General features: G+C 48.2%; 14 protein-coding genes. 3 read left to right on the top strand and 11 right to left on the bottom strand.

Features of this window, described 5'->3' with window-relative positions:
* Positions 1 to 359: 359 nt before the first annotated feature.
* Positions 360 to 2,654, bottom strand: coding sequence for an RNA polymerase recycling motor HelD (helD, locus tag EKM71_RS06765; RefSeq protein ID WP_125573859.1), 2,295 nt, complete (start codon positions 2,652 to 2,654; stop codon positions 360 to 362).
* Between the two features lie 168 nt (positions 2,655 to 2,822).
* On the opposite strand from helD, the gene EKM71_RS06770 reads away from it, so the two are divergent.
* Positions 2,823 to 4,679, top strand: a complete 1,857-nt coding sequence (locus EKM71_RS06770; RefSeq protein WP_125573860.1) for a cation:proton antiporter family protein — start codon at positions 2,823 to 2,825, stop codon at positions 4,677 to 4,679.
* 42 nt (positions 4,680 to 4,721) lie between these two features.
* Positions 4,722 to 5,381, top strand: a complete 660-nt coding sequence (locus EKM71_RS06775) for a histidine phosphatase family protein (protein ID WP_125573861.1) — start codon at positions 4,722 to 4,724, stop codon at positions 5,379 to 5,381.
* Between the two features lie 159 nt (positions 5,382 to 5,540).
* Here EKM71_RS06775 and EKM71_RS06780 read toward each other — a convergent pair whose 3' ends face one another.
* The 7 genes from EKM71_RS06780 to EKM71_RS06810 form a co-directional block, all read right to left on the bottom strand.
* Positions 5,541 to 6,635, bottom strand: a complete 1,095-nt coding sequence (locus EKM71_RS06780; RefSeq protein ID WP_125573862.1) for an NADH-dependent flavin oxidoreductase — start codon at positions 6,633 to 6,635, stop codon at positions 5,541 to 5,543.
* Between the two features lie 145 nt (positions 6,636 to 6,780).
* On the bottom strand, positions 6,781 to 7,740 hold the full coding sequence (locus EKM71_RS06785) for an ABC transporter ATP-binding protein (protein ID WP_125573863.1): 960 nt from the start codon (positions 7,738 to 7,740) through the stop codon (positions 6,781 to 6,783).
* Complete coding sequence (locus EKM71_RS06790) at positions 7,740 to 8,840, bottom strand: ABC transporter ATP-binding protein (protein ID WP_125573864.1); 1,101 nt, start codon at positions 8,838 to 8,840, stop codon at positions 7,740 to 7,742. Before EKM71_RS06790 ends, EKM71_RS06785 begins: the two co-directional genes overlap by 1 nt.
* Positions 8,841 to 8,853: 13 nt before the next feature.
* Complete coding sequence (locus EKM71_RS06795) at positions 8,854 to 9,879, bottom strand: ABC transporter permease (RefSeq protein ID WP_125573865.1); 1,026 nt, start codon at positions 9,877 to 9,879, stop codon at positions 8,854 to 8,856.
* Between the two features lie 11 nt (positions 9,880 to 9,890).
* Positions 9,891 to 10,820: an oligopeptide ABC transporter permease gene (gene opp3b / locus EKM71_RS06800; protein ID WP_125546968.1), complete on the bottom strand. Its 930-nt coding sequence runs from the start codon at positions 10,818 to 10,820 to the stop codon at positions 9,891 to 9,893.
* A gap of 193 nt (positions 10,821 to 11,013) precedes the next feature.
* The gene (locus tag EKM71_RS06805; RefSeq protein ID WP_125573866.1) at positions 11,014 to 12,642 is read right to left on the bottom strand and encodes a peptide ABC transporter substrate-binding protein; all 1,629 of its coding nucleotides are present in this window, start codon (positions 12,640 to 12,642) and stop codon (positions 11,014 to 11,016) included.
* Between the two features lie 363 nt (positions 12,643 to 13,005).
* Positions 13,006 to 14,634, bottom strand: a complete 1,629-nt coding sequence (locus tag EKM71_RS06810; RefSeq protein WP_125573867.1) for a peptide ABC transporter substrate-binding protein — start codon at positions 14,632 to 14,634, stop codon at positions 13,006 to 13,008.
* Between the two features lie 182 nt (positions 14,635 to 14,816).
* On the opposite strand from EKM71_RS06810, the gene hflX reads away from it, so the two are divergent.
* The gene (gene hflX, locus EKM71_RS06815; RefSeq protein WP_125573868.1) at positions 14,817 to 16,103 is read left to right on the top strand and encodes a GTPase HflX; all 1,287 of its coding nucleotides are present in this window, start codon (positions 14,817 to 14,819) and stop codon (positions 16,101 to 16,103) included.
* 245 nt (positions 16,104 to 16,348) lie between these two features.
* Here the strand turns inward: hflX and EKM71_RS06820 are convergent, their stop codons facing one another.
* The 3 genes from EKM71_RS06820 to EKM71_RS06830 are packed head-to-tail and all read right to left on the bottom strand — an operon-like array spanning position 16,349 to position 18,492.
* A complete protein-coding gene (locus tag EKM71_RS06820; RefSeq protein WP_125573869.1) occupies positions 16,349 to 17,005 on the bottom strand; it encodes an amino acid ABC transporter permease in 657 nt (218 codons plus the stop codon).
* A 15-nt stretch (positions 17,006 to 17,020) separates the two neighbouring features.
* The gene (locus tag EKM71_RS06825; protein WP_125573870.1) at positions 17,021 to 17,659 is read right to left on the bottom strand and encodes an amino acid ABC transporter permease; all 639 of its coding nucleotides are present in this window, start codon (positions 17,657 to 17,659) and stop codon (positions 17,021 to 17,023) included.
* Positions 17,656 to 18,492 carry a transporter substrate-binding domain-containing protein gene (locus EKM71_RS06830; protein ID WP_125573871.1) on the bottom strand — a complete coding sequence of 279 codons (837 nt, stop codon included), beginning with the start codon at positions 18,490 to 18,492 and terminating at the stop codon, positions 17,656 to 17,658. The genes EKM71_RS06825 and EKM71_RS06830 overlap by 4 nt, the downstream gene beginning before the upstream one ends.
* Positions 18,493 to 18,499 lie beyond the last annotated feature (7 nt).

Here is an 18,499-nt window from a genome sequence, read left to right on the forward strand (position 1 = left end):
GAAGAAGCCGGTATGCTTAAGCTTGTGAAATGATAAATTCGCGGAATTTAATTTACACCAACATTTTGGACTTGACCACTTCTTAGACATGCAAAACACCCTTTCGAAACTATTTTTTTGGTTGGTAGCCGCTAAATAGTATATCGAAAGGGTGTTCTGGGCTAAAGCCATTTTCACCCCCACAAGTAAAACTTGTGGTTGTATTTAACCTATTAACTCAAAAATCAGTTTTTTCAGAAGGATTTTCTTCTGAGAAAACTGATTTTATTTTTTGCTATTATAGTGTCGAAACGTGCGCCACAAGGCAGTTTGTTGCGCTTAACGTGAGCTAACCGCCTTATGTCCCACTCTCTGGGTCTTTAAATCGTTTCGTATTCATCTTCTGGAATTCCAGCCAACAATGGCGATGGTTCTACCACTGCAATCAGGCTGAGCCGGTGCATCGCTCGTGAACAGATCGTGTAGAGTAATTGCCGTTCATCCTCGGCCGCATAACGACTTGCCGATGCCTGCCAAACGATAACCGCATCGAATTCGAGTCCCTTAGCCAGGAACGATGGGACCACAATAACGCCCGGTGCCAATCGTTGATTTTCGGATTGAATCAGCGTCACCGCCACGTCTTGAGCCTTGAGTTCCTCACTTAATCGGCGACAATCTTCGAGATCCTTCCCAATAATGGCCGTGGTCTCATCCTCGGCATTATTGCGTTGGACCTGAGCAATCACCTTGGCAATTCCGTCAGCCTCGTCACTCGCTACGGTTACCGTTGGCAACTCACCTTCACGGTCAAAAGCTGTCACAGCTTCTCCGTTTTTCAGGATATGCTTGGTAAAGTCCGTCACCTGTTGTGTTGACCGATACGACTGTGTTAATTGCACAACCTTGGTCTTATCTGGGTCAAACATGGTGCTCAGTTCCTGTAAGAGCGTCCGACTATTTTCCTTGGTGAAGATCGCCTGGTTCAGGTCTCCCAACATTGTGAAGCGCGCTCGTGGAAAACTGAACTTCAGGAAAGCTAATTGGAAGGCGTTGTAGTCTTGAATTTCATCCAAGAAAACATAACGCATGTTTCGCTCGCCTTCCTTACCCGTCATCTTATCGTAGAGATACAAGTAAGGCGTGGTATCGACCAGCTGCATATGCCGTTCCTTCAACTTCGCAATGGTCTCATCCACACTGGACTGCCAGTCGGCGGCCGTGATGTTAAATTCATTGAGGTCGATGCGGTTCGGCATATCGCGTAGCATGTGCACATATTGATTATTGATACTCAGGAACCGAGCCCGCACGATAGCCTTACGAATCGGATCAAAAGCCTTCATGACCACTTTACGTGCTAAGAATTGGAATTCTTTATCGGCAGATTCGAACTCCCGTGGGTCATCCCCATAGAGTGCGTTCAGCTGTTCACGGTCGAGATCCTCAATCGTTTCTTCCACCCACTTAGTCCGCATCTCACTGGAAATCCGGCGATTCAGAATCCGGATGAGAGCTTCCTTGGTCGCCTGTAGTCGATTGGCCAGGTGATAGTTACGGTTAAAGCCATAGTAAATCTCTTCAATCTTCTCCTTGTCAATGAACACCTTGTCTTTGAACTTGATGTTCCGGAAGACCATATCACGGCCCTCCAAGTGATCGGCATAGTTGGTCACGGCGTCAAAGAAGGTCAAGCTTCCCTTCAAGCGACTGATGCGTTTCTGTGCTAGCGTGTTGACCTCACCAAAGCGCTGTGCCAAGGTCTCAACTTCAATCTTAGGCAACCGCCGACCAGCGTACTGGTAGTAGGTCATTTGGACCATGTTATGTTCCCCGAGTTCAGGTAACACCTGGTCAATATAGTCATTAAAAAGTTGGTTGGGTGAAAAGAGCATCACCTGTCCGGCATTCAAGTGTCCCCGGTACCGGTATAACAGGTAAGCCACCCGTTGAAGGATCGCCGCCGTCTTTCCGGAACCCGCGGCCCCCTGAACAAACAGGAGGTCAGAATGCGTATCCCGGATAATCCGGTTTTGTTCCTTTTGAATCGTCGTCACGATACTCTTCATCTTGGTATCGGAGTGCTCACTCAAGGCCGACAACAACATCTGGTCGGTCACGGTTTGGTCCGTATCATAGAGCGTGACGATCGTGCCATCCTCAATCTGAAATTGTCGTTTTAACTGGACGTCCACGGTCTGTTCACCATCAGGTGTCTGATAGCTAACGTTTCCCAGTTCCCCATCATAGTAAATACTGGAGATCGGTGCCCGCCAGTCGTATATCAGGAAGTGATCTGGGGTATCTGAGAATGACCCCAGTCCAATATAAATGGTTTCGGGTTTAGCGGTCGGGCCTTCTTGGAAATCGATTCGGGCGAAGTAAGATTTCTGTTCCAACCGTTTCAGAGTACTAAGTTCCGTCGTCGCATGTTGCCAACTATTCTGACGTTCCGCTAGTAACTGTTGTTGTTGCCGCACGGACAGCGCCGTTTCCAATAATCCTTCATAACTGTCGGTCTTGATTCGCAAGTCATTGACGAAGTTTTTCCGGATACCGGCTTCATCACCCTCCGCGGAATCAATCCGTTTCTTGGCGGCAGTCTCTGCGACCTTAATCTTCGCAATGACTGCGTCTAAATGCTTCTGCTCTTGGGCCTTAATTGAATCTGGCAAGCCAATCCCTCCTCGAATTAACCGGACAAACTGTATGTGAAACGCTTAATAATTCGACTTACCATTCTACACGTCTTCCCCTTATAAAGAAAGGAATGTGATTGCTTTAAGTCAGTTAGTTTCCCCTATCTTTGGTATACTTGAGGGGATATTTTCGGAGGTGAAACAATGGATCAAGTTTCTCTATTAATTATTTTAACTGCTGCGTTAGTTACCCCGTTAGTGATGGCGAAGTTCAAACTCACTGTCCTGCCAACGGCCGTCGTTGAAATTCTCGTCGGTATCTTACTGGGGCCCAGCATTCTAAATGTCGTCCATGCGAATTCAACCCTAAACTTACTATCGAACACCGGGGTCATCTTCCTGATGTTTCTGAGTGGGATGGAGATTGATTTCAGTCTCTTCAACCGACGGAAGCGCCCGCAAACCCCACTGGCAGCCAAGGTAGCCGGTAGCGCGCCTAAGTACTCACCGGTCTTCATTGCCATCAGTAGCTACGCGGCAATCGCCGTCAGTGCCCTATTGCTTGGCTTCATTTGTCGTTGGACCGGGCTGTTCAAGGATCCTTGGCTTGCGGCTATTATCTTCATGACGATTTCTCTCGGTATCGTTATCGCAACACTCAAGGAAAAGGAACTCCTCAGCAAGCCCTTTGGTCAAACCGTCCTGTTGATTGCGGCCTTAGGGGAAATCATCCCTTTGTTTGCCCTGACCATCTATGCCTCAATCTTTGGCAAGAGTGGAAAATCTCTGTGGCTGCTCTTATTGGTCTTCCTGGCTGCTGGCGTTCTTTTCCGGCGATTCAAGCCATTCTTTAGCTTCTTTGAGAGCATTAACAAGTCCACCACCCAATTGGATATTCGTCTGGCCTTCTTCCTGATCTTCAGTATGGTTGTCATTGCCGAATCCGTGGGGGCCGAGGGAATTCTCGGGGCCTTCGTGGCTGGGATTGTGATGAAACTCCTACAGCCACAAGAAGACACTCGGACCCGTTTGGACGGGATCGGCTATGGCTTCTTCATTCCGATCTTCTTCATGATGAGTGGTGTTGGCCTGAACCTACGGACGTTACTGGCTTCACCAGCTACGCTCCTGTTGATTCCTGCCTTCTTTGCGGCCTACCTCTTGGCCAAAGCAGGCGTCTACTTCTGCCTGCGATTGCGCTTCAAGCGGGGCAATGCCTTTGCTGGAATGGCGATCAACAGTGCCACCATCACAATGGTCCTGGCCGTCTTACAGGTGGCAAAAACCATGAAGGTTGTCACCACCCAACAGTCGGGAGCCTTTCTATTGGCTGCTATCCTGACCTGTGTCTTGGGACCGCTGTTGTTTAACACTGGCTACACCGCCGAAGCTGAAGACCTGAAGAAGTCTACGGTTCACTTCATCGGAACCAACCTGCTTACTGTTCCCGTGGCTCAGCAGTTAACTCAAGATCGCTACGACATCACCATGTATACCAACAAGGAAACAAACTTCAAGACCTACAACTCCGAGGTCAACGTTCACCTATTGGATTCGCTTGAGACCCAGTACGTTGAGGATCAAGGCGTCTTCGATGCCGATATCGTGGTCCTAGGCCACCTCAATGCCACCAAAAATTATGAGCTGGCCAAATCCGCTAAAACCTATGGGGTCAACCGCGTCATCGTCCGTTTCGAGGATCGCAACGTCCTCGATGAACGAGAAGACGAACTCAAAGACCTGGGTATCGAAGTCTACAACACGCCAAACGTCAACATTGCGATGCTACGAAGCCTGATCGAAACCCCAACGACGCTACGTCTGTTGACGTCTTCCACTTCGGCCGTTTACGAAGTGGCCTTACGCAACCGTCGGTACACCAACCAGGCTATCCGCAGTTTGCCATTCGTCGGGAACATCACCATCAGTCAGATTTTCAGAAATGGTCATTTTGTTCGGCCAACCGGAGCAACAACCTTGAAATTTAACGACCGAATCATCTTCACCAGTAATCCCGAGACGGCTCGTGAAATTCGGCGCGAACTAGGCATTCTCAACTAGAACTGCTAAAATAAAAGATATTAAGCTTAAAGGAGAGATGACATGGCGACAGTTGAAATCTATTTGGTCCGTCACGGCCAAACCTATCTGAACAAGTACAACCGCATCCAAGGATGGTCCGACTCCCCACTCACAAAAAAGGGTATCGCGGATGCCCAGACCGCCGGCAAACGACTAGCTAAGGTGCCTTTCACGGCGGCCTACGCTAGTGATACCACCCGTGCTAGCAACACGGCCAAGGAGATCCTGACGCGTAATGTCAGCGCCCTCGATCAGCCAACCATCATGCCAGCCTTTCGGGAAGAAAACTTTGGTTTCTTCGAAGGCCTCGACACCAGCTTCACCTGGCACACGTTGGGCAGTCCTTCAGGCCTCGATGACTTTAACAAAATGATTGCCACCCTCACCATCGAAAAGACCAAAGACCTCTTCAAAGCCAACGATCCATACGGCGATGCCGAAGATAACCAAGAATTCTGGGCCCGGGTGCAACCCGGTCTGGATCACGTCGTAGCCAATGCGAGTGACGGTGACCGCGTCCTGATCGCCACCCACAGTACGACCATCCGGAGCATTGTTTCCAAGTTCTCCGACGTCGATGTCTCCGTTCCCGTGGAGAATGGCAGCATTACCAAGCTGACTGTTACCGATGGCAAATACCGCGTCGATAACTACAACAATACTGAAGGACCCATCGCTTAGTTCTAAACTGACTTGATCCTGACCGCCTACGGCCAGAATCACTGACTTTAATCGTGTTATTCAGAATAACTGAAATAGCCTCATTCCAATCAAATGGAATGAGGCTATTTTTATGACGTGGCAAACCACTCTAAATAATTAACATAATATCGTGTATTCTTATTTGTTATATCGACGTTCCAAAAAATCCCGCAATGGCAACGTAAACTGCCCGGTCATGACCAGACTGCCGAAGTCAGCCGTTATCATCTGCTTGTCTTGGTGTAGGGCGAGCTTAACCGCCCACTTCGGGTCAAACAGGAGCTGTTGTCCCACCGCAACTAGATCGGCCTCTTGGAGCACATTAGAGACATCCTGTCGCGTGCGAACCCCGCCGACACCAACCAATGGGATTTGACCATCTAGAGCCTCATACATGTAGGCCATCATCGATTTGTCCTGATAGTCGGTTCCTCTGGCAACCCGATCATAATTGCCAAGAGAAACGTGAATATAGTCCAATGGAAACTGCTGAAGCTGTGTCAGAAGATACAGGGTATCATCGAACCGAATCCCTGGCGTTTCGAATTCTTCTGGAGAGAGACGATAACCGACGATGAAAGGCCGTTCCGCCGTCTCTTTGACTGCCGCAAAGGTACTCTCAATCACGCGGCGAATAAAGGTCGCCCGGTGTGTACGATCGCCACCCCAATCGTCGGTCCGTCGGTTGGAATGCGGTGAGAAGAACTGCTGGAGCAGGTAGGTATTGGCACCATGAAGCTCAACCCCATCAAAACCAGCCACGATGGCTCGCTTCGTCGCCTCACCAAAGTCACGAATAATGCCTTTGATTTCAACATCCGTCAGCTCTCGCGGTGTCTCCGCCCCTGGCCGTTCGGCAGCAACCGCACTGGCCGAGACGGGTTGTTCCCCAGATAAAGTTGCCCGAGATGTCATTCGACCGGCATGAAAGATCTGTAGGATAGCTTTGGCACCTTGACCCTGGATAGCCTTGGCCAACTCATGGAGCCGCGGAATCATGTCATCACTAGCCACGCTCAATTCACCAGGCCAGCCTTTGCCACCTGCTTGAACGTTGGCAGCCCCAGTAATCACCGCCCCCAGTCCTTGTGACCGTTCCTGGTAATAGGCGATTTCATCACGTGTAATCTGGCCATCAAAAAAACTCTGACGAGTCGTCATCGGCGACATCATCAGTCGATTCTGTAACGTCACGCCCGATCGCAAACGCAATTTTTCCGAATAGTCTGTCATGGAAAGTCCTCCTCATTTTTCTACTGCCTTCATTGTACCGGAGTCAGTACGTCAGTAAAAACATTCGGTTCACACAAAAACACCAAGGGACTGCGACAAGCGTCGCAACCCTTGGTGTTCTTGCATTGTTAGGACACGCTATTTTTTAATCATGAATCAACGACGCCTCATGTGCCCGTTGGGTATACATATCAATCTCATCATCGGCCGCACGGACCCAGTGACGTGGTGCGATTTCAACCAAGTGACGTTCTTTGCCATCATTTTCTTGGTCCCCATCGTAAGCAATCTCTTGGCGGGCCCGCTCGAACTCAGGGTCCGGTACGGGAACCGCTGACAAGAGACTCTTGGTGTAGTCATGCAATGGGTGAGCGTAGATTTCGTCGGAATCGGCGATCTCTAACATTCGGCCATAGTGCATCACACCAATTCGATCGGAAATGTACTTCACCATGGATAAGTCATGGGCGATAAACAGGTATGTTAAGCCTTGTTCACGTTGGAGTTTCTTCATCAAGTTAACCACTTGCGCCTGAATCGACACATCCAAAGCGGAGATCGGTTCATCGGCAATGACGAACTTTGGTTTCACAGCTAAGGCCCGGGCGATCCCGATCCGTTGCCGTTGCCCACCAGAGAATTCATGAGGGTAACGACTAGAATGGTCCTTGTTCAACCCGACCGTTTCCAACAGGTCCTCGACCTGCTTTGTCCGGTCATCATCGTCCTTGGCAAGATTGTTAATATCAATCCCCTCGGCGACGATATCCTTAACTTTCATCCGCGGATTCAGAGACGCATAGGGATCTTGGAAGATCATCTGCATCTCTTGACGGAAGTCACGACGTTCTTGCTTACTGGTAAAGGAGTCAACGTTCTTACCATCAAATAAAATTTCACCGGAAGTGGGTTCGTACAAGTGGATGATGGCGCGACCGGTCGTGGTCTTACCGGAACCGGATTCCCCAACAAGTCCAAAGGTTTCCCCTTTGTAGATATCGAAAGAAATGTCATCGACCGCATGAACTTCATCGGACTTACCGACGTTGAAGTACTGCTTGAGGTGCTTGACCTCGAGGATTTTTTCGGCATTTTCATAGTCCATTATTGCTGTTCCTCCTCTTCTTCAACTGGCCCGGTCGTCTGCTGTGCTTGGGCCAAGGCTTGTTGCATCTTCGCGTACTTCTTTTGCCGTTCCACAATCTGAGCGGGTGGCGTGACTTGAGGTGCATCCGGATGGAGCAACCAGGTTGCAGCATAGTGGGTGTCAGAAACCTTGAAGAATGGTGGTTCCTGCTCCGTGTCGATCTTTAATGCATACGCATTACGAGCCGCAAAGGCATCCCCAGTTGGTGGATCCAATAAGTCAGGTGGCGTTCCTGGAATAGAAGGCAGCTCATCACCACTGGAATCCAATGTTGGCATGGAGCTCAGCAAGCCCCACGTATAGGGGTGCTTGGGATTGTAGAAGATTTCATCCACGGTCCCATACTCCACAATTTTACCCGCGTACATGACAGCCACGCGATCAGCCATCCCCGCCACAACCCCAAGGTCATGGGTGATGAAGATGATTGACGTCGAAATTTTGTCTTGCAATTCCTTCATCAAGTTCAGAATCTGAGCCTGAATCGTCACGTCCAAAGCAGTCGTGGGTTCGTCGGCAATCAGAACCTCCGGGTAATTGATTAAGGCAATGGCAATCACGATCCGTTGCCGCATCCCACCAGAGAATTGATGAGGATAGTCATTGATTCGGCTTTCGGCATCCGTAATCCCAACCAGCTTCATCATTTCCAGGGCTTGTGCCCAGGCTTTATCCTTTTTCATGCCCTTGTGAACCATGAGGGGTTCGGCGATCTGCCGACCAATCTTCATGGTTGGGTCAAGTGAGGTCATCGGGTCTTGGAAGATTTCGGCAATATCTTGTCCTCGAATACCTTCCATTTCCTGCTCACTTTTTTTGAGTAAGTCTTGGCCCTTATACATGATGCTACCACTGACAATGTCGGCGTTGCTGGCATTCAAGCCCATGATCGTCCGCGTTGTAACGGACTTACCGGAACCGGATTCCCCCACGATAGCGAGAGTTTCCCCTTTCCGTAAATCAAAGCTCACGTTACGAATAGCCTTAACGTCACCGGCATAGGTCTTAAAGTTCACTTGTAAGTTACGAACCTCTAAAATGTTGTTTTCGTTATCCATGACGTTATTTCACCTACTCTTTCGTCCGTGGGTCGAATGCATCTCGTAACCCGTCACCCAGAAGGTTAAAGGCTAACATGATGATACATAGGACCAAGGCTGGCCACCACATCTGGTAAGGCAAGAACTGGAAGTTCTTCTGCCCATCGTTCAACAGGGTCCCGAGGGAGGCCTGTGGCGAAGAAATCCCGATCCCAATGTAGGACAAGGTTGCTTCGAAGAAGATGGCACTTGGAATAGTGAACATCGTGTTGATGATAATGACACTCGAGAGATTTGGCAACAGATGCTTGAAGGCAATCTTTAAGGAGCTTTCCCCCAAGGTCCGTGCCGCCAAAATATATTCTTGTTCCTTAATCTCTAACGTTTGCGCTCGAACGAGTCGGGCCATGTTGGTCCACGATGTCAACGCAATCGCGATGATAATCGACAGCATCCCTGGCTTTAAAATCAGGATTAACAAGACGATAACCACCAGGTTAGGAATGGACAGGATAATTTCAATGACCCGTTGCATGAAGGTATCCACACGGCCACCTTTCCAACCGGAGAAGATCCCGTAGGTCACCCCGATGGTCAGGTCAAACAACGTTGCCACTAAGGCAATAATCAGAGAAATCCGTGTCCCATAGAGTACCCGGGAGAGCAAGTCACGACCCAAGTAGTCGGTCCCCATCAAGTAGTGAGCACCAGTTGCTCCGGCCTGCTTGTATGCGTCGATCCGTTGACCGGCTTGAACCAGCGTTCCATTAAAACCATTAATGCCGATGCCAGGAATCTTGGATGGCAAGTTGGCATACTCTGGATGAACTTGGTTAGGATCGTGTGGTGAGGCGATGGCTGAGCCAAAAGCCAAAATGAAGATCAGCGCCAAGAGAATCAAGGATACCCACGCACCCTTGTTCTTCTTGAGTCGACGCCAAGCATCTTGCATAAATGTCAACGAAGGTGCTGCAATCTTTTCGCTATCTAACGCAGCCCGATCGTCGGCCGACATTGGCTTGAAGCTATCTGCTGGAAGTTTTGCTGTATCTGCCATTTATTTACCTCCTAGTTAGCTTTCCCCGTGAGTCGAATCCGTGGATCAACGATGCCATAAAGGATATCGGTGAACAACAGAACGACACACAGCATGAATGAATAGATAATGGTTAAGCCCATGATGGTTGGGTAGTCATTGGTCAAGACTGACTTGACGAATTGTTCCCCAATCCCCGGGATAGAGAAGATATTTTCCACAACCATGGACCCGGTCATGATGTTAACCGCTAAAGGCCCCACAATGGTAATTAGCGGAATCAGACTGTTTCGTAAGGCATGGTGGTAGATAACCCCCATCCGGCTGAGCCCTTTGGCTTTTGCCAGCTCAATGTAATCGGAGCTGAGAACGTCAACCATTTCCGTTCGAACGAACCGCGCCGATTCGGCCAACGGTGTCGCGCCTAACGCCAGTGTTGGGAGCACCGTGTAGATGAAGCCACCCCATTCGGCGATTGGGAAGAGCTGAGCCTTTAACCCCAAGTAGTATTGGAGTAAGACTGCAAGGACGAAGGAAGGAATTGAAATTCCCAGAATTGATACAACCGTAGTGGTCGTATCAACCCAAGTGTTTTGCCGCATAGCTCCGATGGCCCCGACCAAGATTCCTAGAACAACCCCAACAACCATAGCCTGCAGCCCAATCTGTAAGGATGGTCCGATCCGACTAGAAAGTAGGTAGGATACGGGTTGATCGCTGAATTGGAAGGACGTTCCAAAGTCTCCTTTGACAGCCCCTGCTAAGTAAAGCAGGTATTGCTGCCATTCTGGCTTATCCAAACCGTATTGCTTGTAGATTAAGGCAATTTGGCTCTGTGAGAGCTTGGCTTGGTTGGTCAGGGGGGTCCCTGGTAACAACTTCATCAGGAAGAATGTGACGGTAATAACGATGAATAAGGTCAGGATCAGATAAAAGATCCGCTTTGCTAGGTACTTTGCCATTTGTTTACCTCTCAATCAGTAGACTTATTCGTTACCGTTAAGTTGTTAAGCTTAACAAGAATTAGTTGAAAACAACAAGACGATAAATAATTGCTAAATATCGAAAAGTAAGGACTAACAGTCTCGTTAATCCTTACTCCCCGATGAAACTATCACGATTGGTTCTATAACGTAATGACTAATTTAAATGAAATTATTTGGCAATGTAGGCTTTACTGAAGTCCCAGTTAGCGCCGGTTGGGAAGTAGATAACACCCTTGACGTTAGACTTAACCAGTTGTGATCTCCCTTGTTGGTACAACGGGATAACCCCTTGGTCCTTCAATAACGTCTTCTGAGCGTCAACCAAATCGGTCCAACGTGCAGCTTCATTGTTGGCATCTTTGCCATCAGCAGCGGCAATATCCTTGTCGTATGAAGCGTTGACCCATTTCCCACGATTGTAGGAGTTGGTCTTGGTGAACATTTCCAGGAAGGAAATAGCATCAGGATAATCGGCACCCCAGCCAGAAACAACGGCTTGGAACTGACCGTTTTCAGAACGGCTCAACCGTGTCTTGAATGGCAGACTTTGGTTGGTAACCTTGATGTTGTCCAACTTCGACCACTGGCTTTGAACGAATTCCAAGGTGTTCTTAGCAGCTGGCGTATCGTCAGCCGTTAAGGTTAAGTCATAACTTGAACGACCGGTTTCCTTCAAAGCCTCTTTCCAAAGCTTTTTGGCTTTAGTCAAGTCTTGGGAAGTGGCTTCTGGAACGGCTGAAGCGGTGTTGAAGTCCTTACCCTTGTAAGACATCAATCCAGTTGAGACCAACCCTTTAGCTTGTGAAGATCCATCAGCTAAAACCTTGTCCACAAATTGTTTCCGGTTGATAGCCAACGATAAGGCTTGACGGGCCTTCTTGTTCTTCATCATGGTGTCTTTCCGTTGGTTCAATTCAATGTAGAACGTTGAAGCCCCCTTCCGTTCAACGTATTGCTTGTCGTTCTTGTAGTTCTTCGGTTGTTGACCACTCAAGTAAGTGGCATCCAGTTTTCCACTTTGGTATTGACTCAAAGAGGTTTGTGGATCCTTCATCGTCTTGAAGTTAATCTTCTTTAGTTTAACATTCTTTGCATTCCAGTACTTACTGTTTTTACTTAACGTCCAGTTATCTGACGTTCCAGTCCAGTAGGTTAACTTGAACGGCCCATTGTAGACGTTGTTCTGAGCATTCGTGGCGTACTTTTTCCCGTACTTCTGAACGACGGTCTTGTTTTGTGGGAAGAACATTGGACTGGCAGCTAAGGATGGGAAGTAATCCGTTGCTTGCGTCAAGGTCACAACCACTTTGTAATCACCAACAGCTTTAACGCCTAAGCTAGAAACAGGTTTCTTGCTGGTCATGATTTCATTAGCGTTTTTAACAGGGGCATACATGTAGGCATATTGCGAAGCTGTCTTCGGGTTCACAGTGCGTTGCCAGGCATAAACGAAATCTTTTGCGGTAACTTTGTCCCCGTTGCTCCAGTTAGACTTACGTAAATTGAAGGTGTAGGTTTTGCCGTCTTTAGAAACCTTGTAACTCTTGGCAACCCCAGGATGAACGCTACTGTTCTTGCCGAACCGTAGCAGACCCTCACCAGTGTTGTTAAGTGTCTCGCCCGAAACGACGTCGGTGGCGGTGGCGGAATCCATAGATGGTAAAGCAGATGCTTCCATCCAGTTTAACGTTTGTTTACTTGCTTCACTTGAACTGTTCGACGATGACCCACAGGCCGCAAGGATTACTGCGGCGAAAGTAGCCACCGTCCCCAGTTTGACTGCTGATTTGACTTTCATAAATCCAACCCCTTTATGTGTAGTTGTGAGATAAATTGATAGCCTCAAATTTGATGTTTCCAATTGTATATTAGAATACGATTAAAATCAATGCCGAATATTAATTTAATTTAACTAATTACTTGAAAACGCTGGTTTAATGGGGACTTGAAATGGCAAATTAAAATTAAATTACATATTTCTCTCATATTTGGATAACTTTTCGGTAACGCTTTCATCAGTTTCTTCCTATTGTAGATTAAGTATTTAATCCAATCGGTCGACCTGGTGTCGGCTGTTTCGCTCCTTCCACTTGATTATCCTGAGAACTAAAAAGGTGAGAACCAGCATTGCGGCTGATTCCCACCTTTCCTTGTTTAATTTTTACTTGCTAATGTAGGCTCTACTGAAGTCCCAGTTAGAACTTACTGGGAAGTAGATAACACCCTTGACGTTAGACTTGACCAATTGTGGCTTGCCACTTTGAGCGACTGGAATGATCCCTTGATCCTTCAAAAGAATCTTCTGGGCATCAACCAAGTTCTGCCAACGAGCGGCAGGCTTGTTCGCATTGGTTGTGGTAGCGTCGCTGATCAACTTGTCATATTGACTGTTCTTCCAACGACCATCGTTGTAAGTGTTGTTGGATGTGAACAGAGACAGGTCAGTGATTGGGTCTGGGAAGTCAGCACCCCAAAGCGTGACAACGGCTTGGAAGTCCCCAGAAGCGGAACGTGACAAACGTGTCTTGTAAGGAATGTTGGCATTCGTGACCTTCAGCCCAGAGAGCTTCGACCATTGACTCTGAACATATTCAGTCGTGCTCTTCCCGACAGGCGTGTCATCCGCTGTTAAGGTCAGGTCATAACTCTTACGACCAGTTTCCTTCAAAGCTTCCTTCCACAACTTCTGGGCCTTGGCAACGTTGTGTTCCGTAGCGGCTGGAATCGTGCCTTGTTGGGCGAAGTCCTTGCCATTGCGGATAGCCAAACCACTCGTAACGATACCAGTAGCCACCTTTGACCCATCATCTAGGACCTTGTTGACGAATTGACTACGATTGAGGACAAGTGACAATGCCTGACGTGCCTTGACGTTTTGCATCATGCTATCCTTGCGTTGATTCAGTTCGATGTAAGAAACTCGCGAACTGTTCCGAGCATGGTATTCCTTATCATGCTTGTAGTTCTTTGGTTGTTGACCACTCAAGTAGATGGCATCAAGCTTCCCACTCTGGTATTGGCTCAGTGCCGTCTGCGGGTCCTTAACCGCGCTGAACTTAATCTTATGTAACTTCACATGCTTAGCGTTCCAGTACTTGCTGTTCTTTGAAAGGGTCCAGTTATCGGAAGTTCCCGTCCAGTAGCTCAGCGTAAATGGTCCGTTGTAGACGTTATCCGCAGCAGTCGTGGCGTACTTCTTACCGTACTTTTCAACGACGCTTTGGTTTTGCGGGAAGAACGCGGTCTGAGCAACCAACGTTGGAAAGTAGCTCACGGGATGCGTTAAGGTAACCTTGACCTTGTAATCCCCTTCAGCCTTAATTCCTAAGGTAGAGACCGCCTTCTTGCCCTTCATAATGGCGTTGGCATTCGCGACATCCGCATATAAGTAGGCGTATTGTGACCCCGTCTTAGGGTTTACGGTGCGTTGCCACCCATACACGAAATCTTTGGCGGTAACCTTGTCCCCGTTACTCCAATTAGACTTCCGGAGATTGAACGTATACGTCTTGCCATCCTTGGACTTGCTATAACTCTTAGCGACACCAGGATGCGTGCTACTGTTTTTTCCAAACTTCAGTAGACCCTCACCAGTGTTGTTAAGTGTTTCACCGGATACCACATCGGTTGCTAGTGAGTTATCCATGGTGGGTAAAGTAGAACTTTCCATCCAAGTTAAGGTTTGATCCTTGGCCTGACTGGCACTGCTCGAGGAGTTCCCACAACCTGCTAATGAAACTGCAGCGAGTGTGGCAACGGCTCCTAATGTAATTAATGACCTAGCCTTCATCCTAATTCCGCCCTTCTCAATCTATCATTTTCTCTCGACGTAAACGTCAGGATTCATTGTAGATTATAAAACGATGAGAATCAACATGTTTTTCTAATTAATTTAATTTACTGGCAAAAAATCAACCGGATTTTGTCCTGCATGTTATACTCAACACAAGGACTTTAAGAGGAGGTCATCTCATGGAAGAAACCCCACGAACACCCGTTATTACGATTGGACTAAACGCTGGTCAGGCCACGTTTAACTACTCGATGACGGAACTTAAAAACTTGGCCGAAGCCAACAACATGACGGTGGTTGAGGAGATTCAACAGGCACTCGCCAAACCCAATCCTGGAACCTATTTTGGAACTGGGAAAGTTGAAGAATTGGCTGAAATTGTGGCGGATGACAACGTTAATATCATCATTGTCAATGACGAACTGACGCCAAGTCAGATTCGTAACCTGGAGAATGGCACCAAGGCCCGTATCATTGACCGGACCGGCCTTATTCTCGAAATCTTCGCTAACCGGGCACAATCCCGTGAAGCCAAGCTTCAGGTGCAACTGGCCATGCTCCAATACCAGTTACCTCGCCTGCACACCAGCGCCTCACAGCGACTGGATCAACAGACCGGTAGCGGTGGTGGCGGTGGCTTCACCAACCGTGGTGCCGGTGAATCTCAGACTGAAATGAGCCGACGGACCATTCAACGGTCTATCAACCACGTCAACCACGAACTCAAGGAAATTAACCAGGCTGCTGCCACGCAACGCCAACAGCGGGAACGGAATCAATTGCCTTCTGTTGCACTGGTGGGTTACACCAACGCTGGTAAATCAACGTTGATGAATGCCCTGGTTCGCAAATTTGGGAAAAATGAAGACAAACAGGTCTTCGTGAAGGACATGTTGTTCGCCACGTTGGATACCAGTGTGCGGCAATTGGTCTTCCCCGACCAAAAGAAACTATTGTTGAGTGATACCGTTGGATTCGTTAGCCAATTACCAACGCAACTGGTTAAGGCCTTCCGCTCAACGCTGGCCGAAGCTGCTAATGCCGACCTCTTGATTCAGGTTGTCGACTACGCTGATGCTAACAAGGAATCGATGATGGCGACAACTGAGAAGACCTTAATGGACATCGGTGTGACCGACGTGCCTATGATTACCGTCTTCAACAAAGCCGACCTGACTGAAGCCACTTATCCAACTCGGGCCGGTGACCAATTGGTTCTCTCGGCTCTGGATGAGGCTTCTTTGGACCTGCTCGTTCAGGCTATCAAGGAGAAGGTCTTCCACAACTACGTGACGGCTAACTTTCTCATCCCATTCTCTGAGGGTGAAGTGGTCTCTTACCTCAACGAACATGCTCATGTCTTAAACACGGACTATGTCGCCGACGGAACAGCCATCAAGGTTGAGCTCCAACAAGCTGACTTTGAGCGCTTCAAAAAGTTCGTCGTTACCGAAGAACACAGTTAAACTTGTTTGGTGAATCCTCCTGGCACTTGCTAGGTGGGTTCATTTTTTGTTCTCAATTCCATTTAGGGATGGTTCTAGTTCTAGAAGTCGGCATGGTGTAAACCTTTGAAGACCCGTGCCTTGGTGGAACTTCAAGTCGAGCGAGAAGCCCTTTTTTCAGGCTGATGTGTCCCACGGCAGGCAACCTCGCATAATAAAAACGCCACACCGAAAACACAATCGGTGTGGCGTTTTAAAGTTAACGCTTAAGCCTGACGCTTTTCCAAGTGACGTGCCAGCAATGACAACAGGTAACAAACCACGAAGTACATCGCGGCAATCGCCACGAACATTGGAATAATGTAATTGGTGTTCTGACCATAGATAATCTGGGACCGGAACAGCATTTCTGGCAACAGGATAATCGTAGCCAACGACGTGTCCTTAACCAGCGAAATGAACTGACTCACAATCGCTGGAATCATCTTTACCAAGGCCTGTGGCAACACGATATACCAGAGTCCTTGCCAGTAGGTTAGCCCGTTGGCTCGGGCCCCTTCCATCTGTCCAGAATCCACAGCTTGAATCCCCGAGCGTACAATTTCGGCCAACATTGTCGATTCGAAGATCGTCATGGCAAGAATTGCCGCCGGAATAATTTCTGGCTTAACCCCCAGGTTAGGCAACCCGAAGTAAGTGAAGAACAGAATTAAAATCAGCGGCAAGTTCCGAATCACATCAATGACGACCCCAACAATTGCGGAGACGTATTTAATCTTGACGTAACGAATAATCCCTAGAATAGCTCCGATAATAAAGCTCCCAATGATTGAAATCACCGAGACTAACAGCGTAATCCCCAGTCCGCCAAAAAGATAGCGGAGGTTGTCAGGGGAGTAGGCATTAATAAAGTTTTGTAGCATATCTATTCTCCTCCCCTAAGCTAACCGTTTTTCTAGGTAACGCATGTAGTAACTGATTGGTAACGTGATAATTAAGTAGAGCACCCCAATCGCGGAGTAGGCCGCAATGGTTTGTAGCGAACTAGACGCAATCACGTTCCCCTGGTACATCAGGTCGAAGCCACCCACGAAGGCTAGCGTTGAGGAGTTCTTAACCAGGTTGACAAATTGATTTCCTAATGGCGGAATAACGTATCGGAAAGCTTGTGGTAGCACAATGTAACGCATGCTTTGCCAGAAGCTTAATCCATTGGCCCTGGCTCCTTCCATTTGGCCGGGGTCCACAGACTTAATCCCCGCTCGAACAGTTTCGGCGATAAAGGAGGACGTATACAATGTCAACCCAATGGTTCCGGCGGTAAATCCATTCATCTTGACCACGTACAATGGGAAAACCACGAAGAAAAACATCGTGATTACCAGTAAGGGAATGTTCCGAAAGATTTCGATGTAGACCCGAGCAATACCTCGAGCAATCTTACTGGGAGACTCTTCAAGCAGGGCGAAGAACGTCCCGATAATAAGGCTGAGGACCAGGGCAATCAGACTACACAACAGCGTCTGGCCTAATCCATACAGGAGTGTTCCCCCGTAATTCTGAAAGATACTAATCATTCTTTAGCCGCCTCCTCGTAGTCGAAGCCCTTCACATTGTGGAACCACTTGTGAAGCAACCGGTTATATTCGCCGTTGGCCCGGATCTCTGTTAAAGCCTTGTTGGTAGCCTTAACGAAATCTTGTTGGTTCTTGTCAACCGCAATACCATAAGGTTCCGAGACGAACGTGCCACCCGTGACCACGTAGCCCGGATTCTGAACGGACATCCCATATAAAATCCCGTTATCGGTGGTTAATGCCTGTCCTTGACCGGACTTTAAGGCCGTCATGGCTTGCGCGTAATCGGTCAGTTGGAGTACTTTAGCATTCGGCGCAACCTTAGCGACATTCTCAACCGAATCGGAACCAACGACCCCGAGAACGGTCCCTTTTTCACGGTTTAAATCCTTCACGCTCTTGATTGAACTGCCCTTCTTCACCAGGAGCGATTGTCCGGCAAAAAAGTAAGTATTTGAAAAATCAACCTGTTTACGACGTTCGGGTGTATTGGTCATCGTCGCCATAATGGCATCGATATTCCCATTCTTTAGCATCGGCATCCGGGTTGAACTCGTCACTTGAATGAACTTGGCTTTAGCATCCTTCCCCAACATCTGTTTGGTCAAGGCTTTGGCCAGATCAACTTCAAACCCTTTGATCTTCCCATCCTTGGTGTCGAGAAGACCGAATAACCGAGTATCAGCCTTCACACCCCATGTAATAGTCTTGGACTGCTGATCCGTATGCCACACATTTCGTGACGACAGTGGCTTACTCCCACAAGCCGTTAAAGTCACGGTGAGGGCAGTCAGGACAACCAGCAGGCCCAGACGACGAATTAATCTTTTCATCTCGATA

This window comes from Levilactobacillus huananensis (genome assembly GCF_003946145.1).
Taxonomy (GTDB): domain Bacteria; phylum Bacillota; class Bacilli; order Lactobacillales; family Lactobacillaceae; genus Levilactobacillus; species Levilactobacillus huananensis.

What these genes read in the sequence shown, in the direction of transcription:
- EKM71_RS06770 (WP_125573860.1), top strand. Translation starts at nt 2,823, where the DNA reads ATGGATCAAGTTTCTCTATTAATTATTTTAACTGCTGCGTTAGTTACC.
- EKM71_RS06775 (WP_125573861.1), top strand. Translation starts at nt 4,722, where the DNA reads ATGGCGACAGTTGAAATCTATTTGGTCCGTCACGGCCAAACCTATCTG.
- EKM71_RS06780 (WP_125573862.1), bottom strand. Translation starts at nt 6,635, where the DNA reads ATGACAGACTATTCGGAAAAATTGCGTTTGCGATCGGGCGTGACGTTA.
- EKM71_RS06785 (WP_125573863.1), bottom strand. Translation starts at nt 7,740, where the DNA reads ATGGACTATGAAAATGCCGAAAAAATCCTCGAGGTCAAGCACCTCAAG.
- EKM71_RS06790 (WP_125573864.1), bottom strand. Translation starts at nt 8,840, where the DNA reads ATGGATAACGAAAACAACATTTTAGAGGTTCGTAACTTACAAGTGAAC.
- EKM71_RS06795 (WP_125573865.1), bottom strand. Translation starts at nt 9,879, where the DNA reads ATGGCAGATACAGCAAAACTTCCAGCAGATAGCTTCAAGCCAATGTCG.
- opp3b (WP_125546968.1), bottom strand. Translation starts at nt 10,820, where the DNA reads ATGGCAAAGTACCTAGCAAAGCGGATCTTTTATCTGATCCTGACCTTA.
- EKM71_RS06805 (WP_125573866.1), bottom strand. Translation starts at nt 12,642, where the DNA reads ATGAAAGTCAAATCAGCAGTCAAACTGGGGACGGTGGCTACTTTCGCC.
- EKM71_RS06810 (WP_125573867.1), bottom strand. Translation starts at nt 14,634, where the DNA reads ATGAAGGCTAGGTCATTAATTACATTAGGAGCCGTTGCCACACTCGCT.
- hflX (WP_125573868.1), top strand. Translation starts at nt 14,817, where the DNA reads ATGGAAGAAACCCCACGAACACCCGTTATTACGATTGGACTAAACGCT.
- EKM71_RS06820 (WP_125573869.1), bottom strand. Translation starts at nt 17,005, where the DNA reads ATGCTACAAAACTTTATTAATGCCTACTCCCCTGACAACCTCCGCTAT.
- EKM71_RS06825 (WP_125573870.1), bottom strand. Translation starts at nt 17,659, where the DNA reads ATGATTAGTATCTTTCAGAATTACGGGGGAACACTCCTGTATGGATTA.
- EKM71_RS06830 (WP_125573871.1), bottom strand. Translation starts at nt 18,492, where the DNA reads ATGAAAAGATTAATTCGTCGTCTGGGCCTGCTGGTTGTCCTGACTGCC.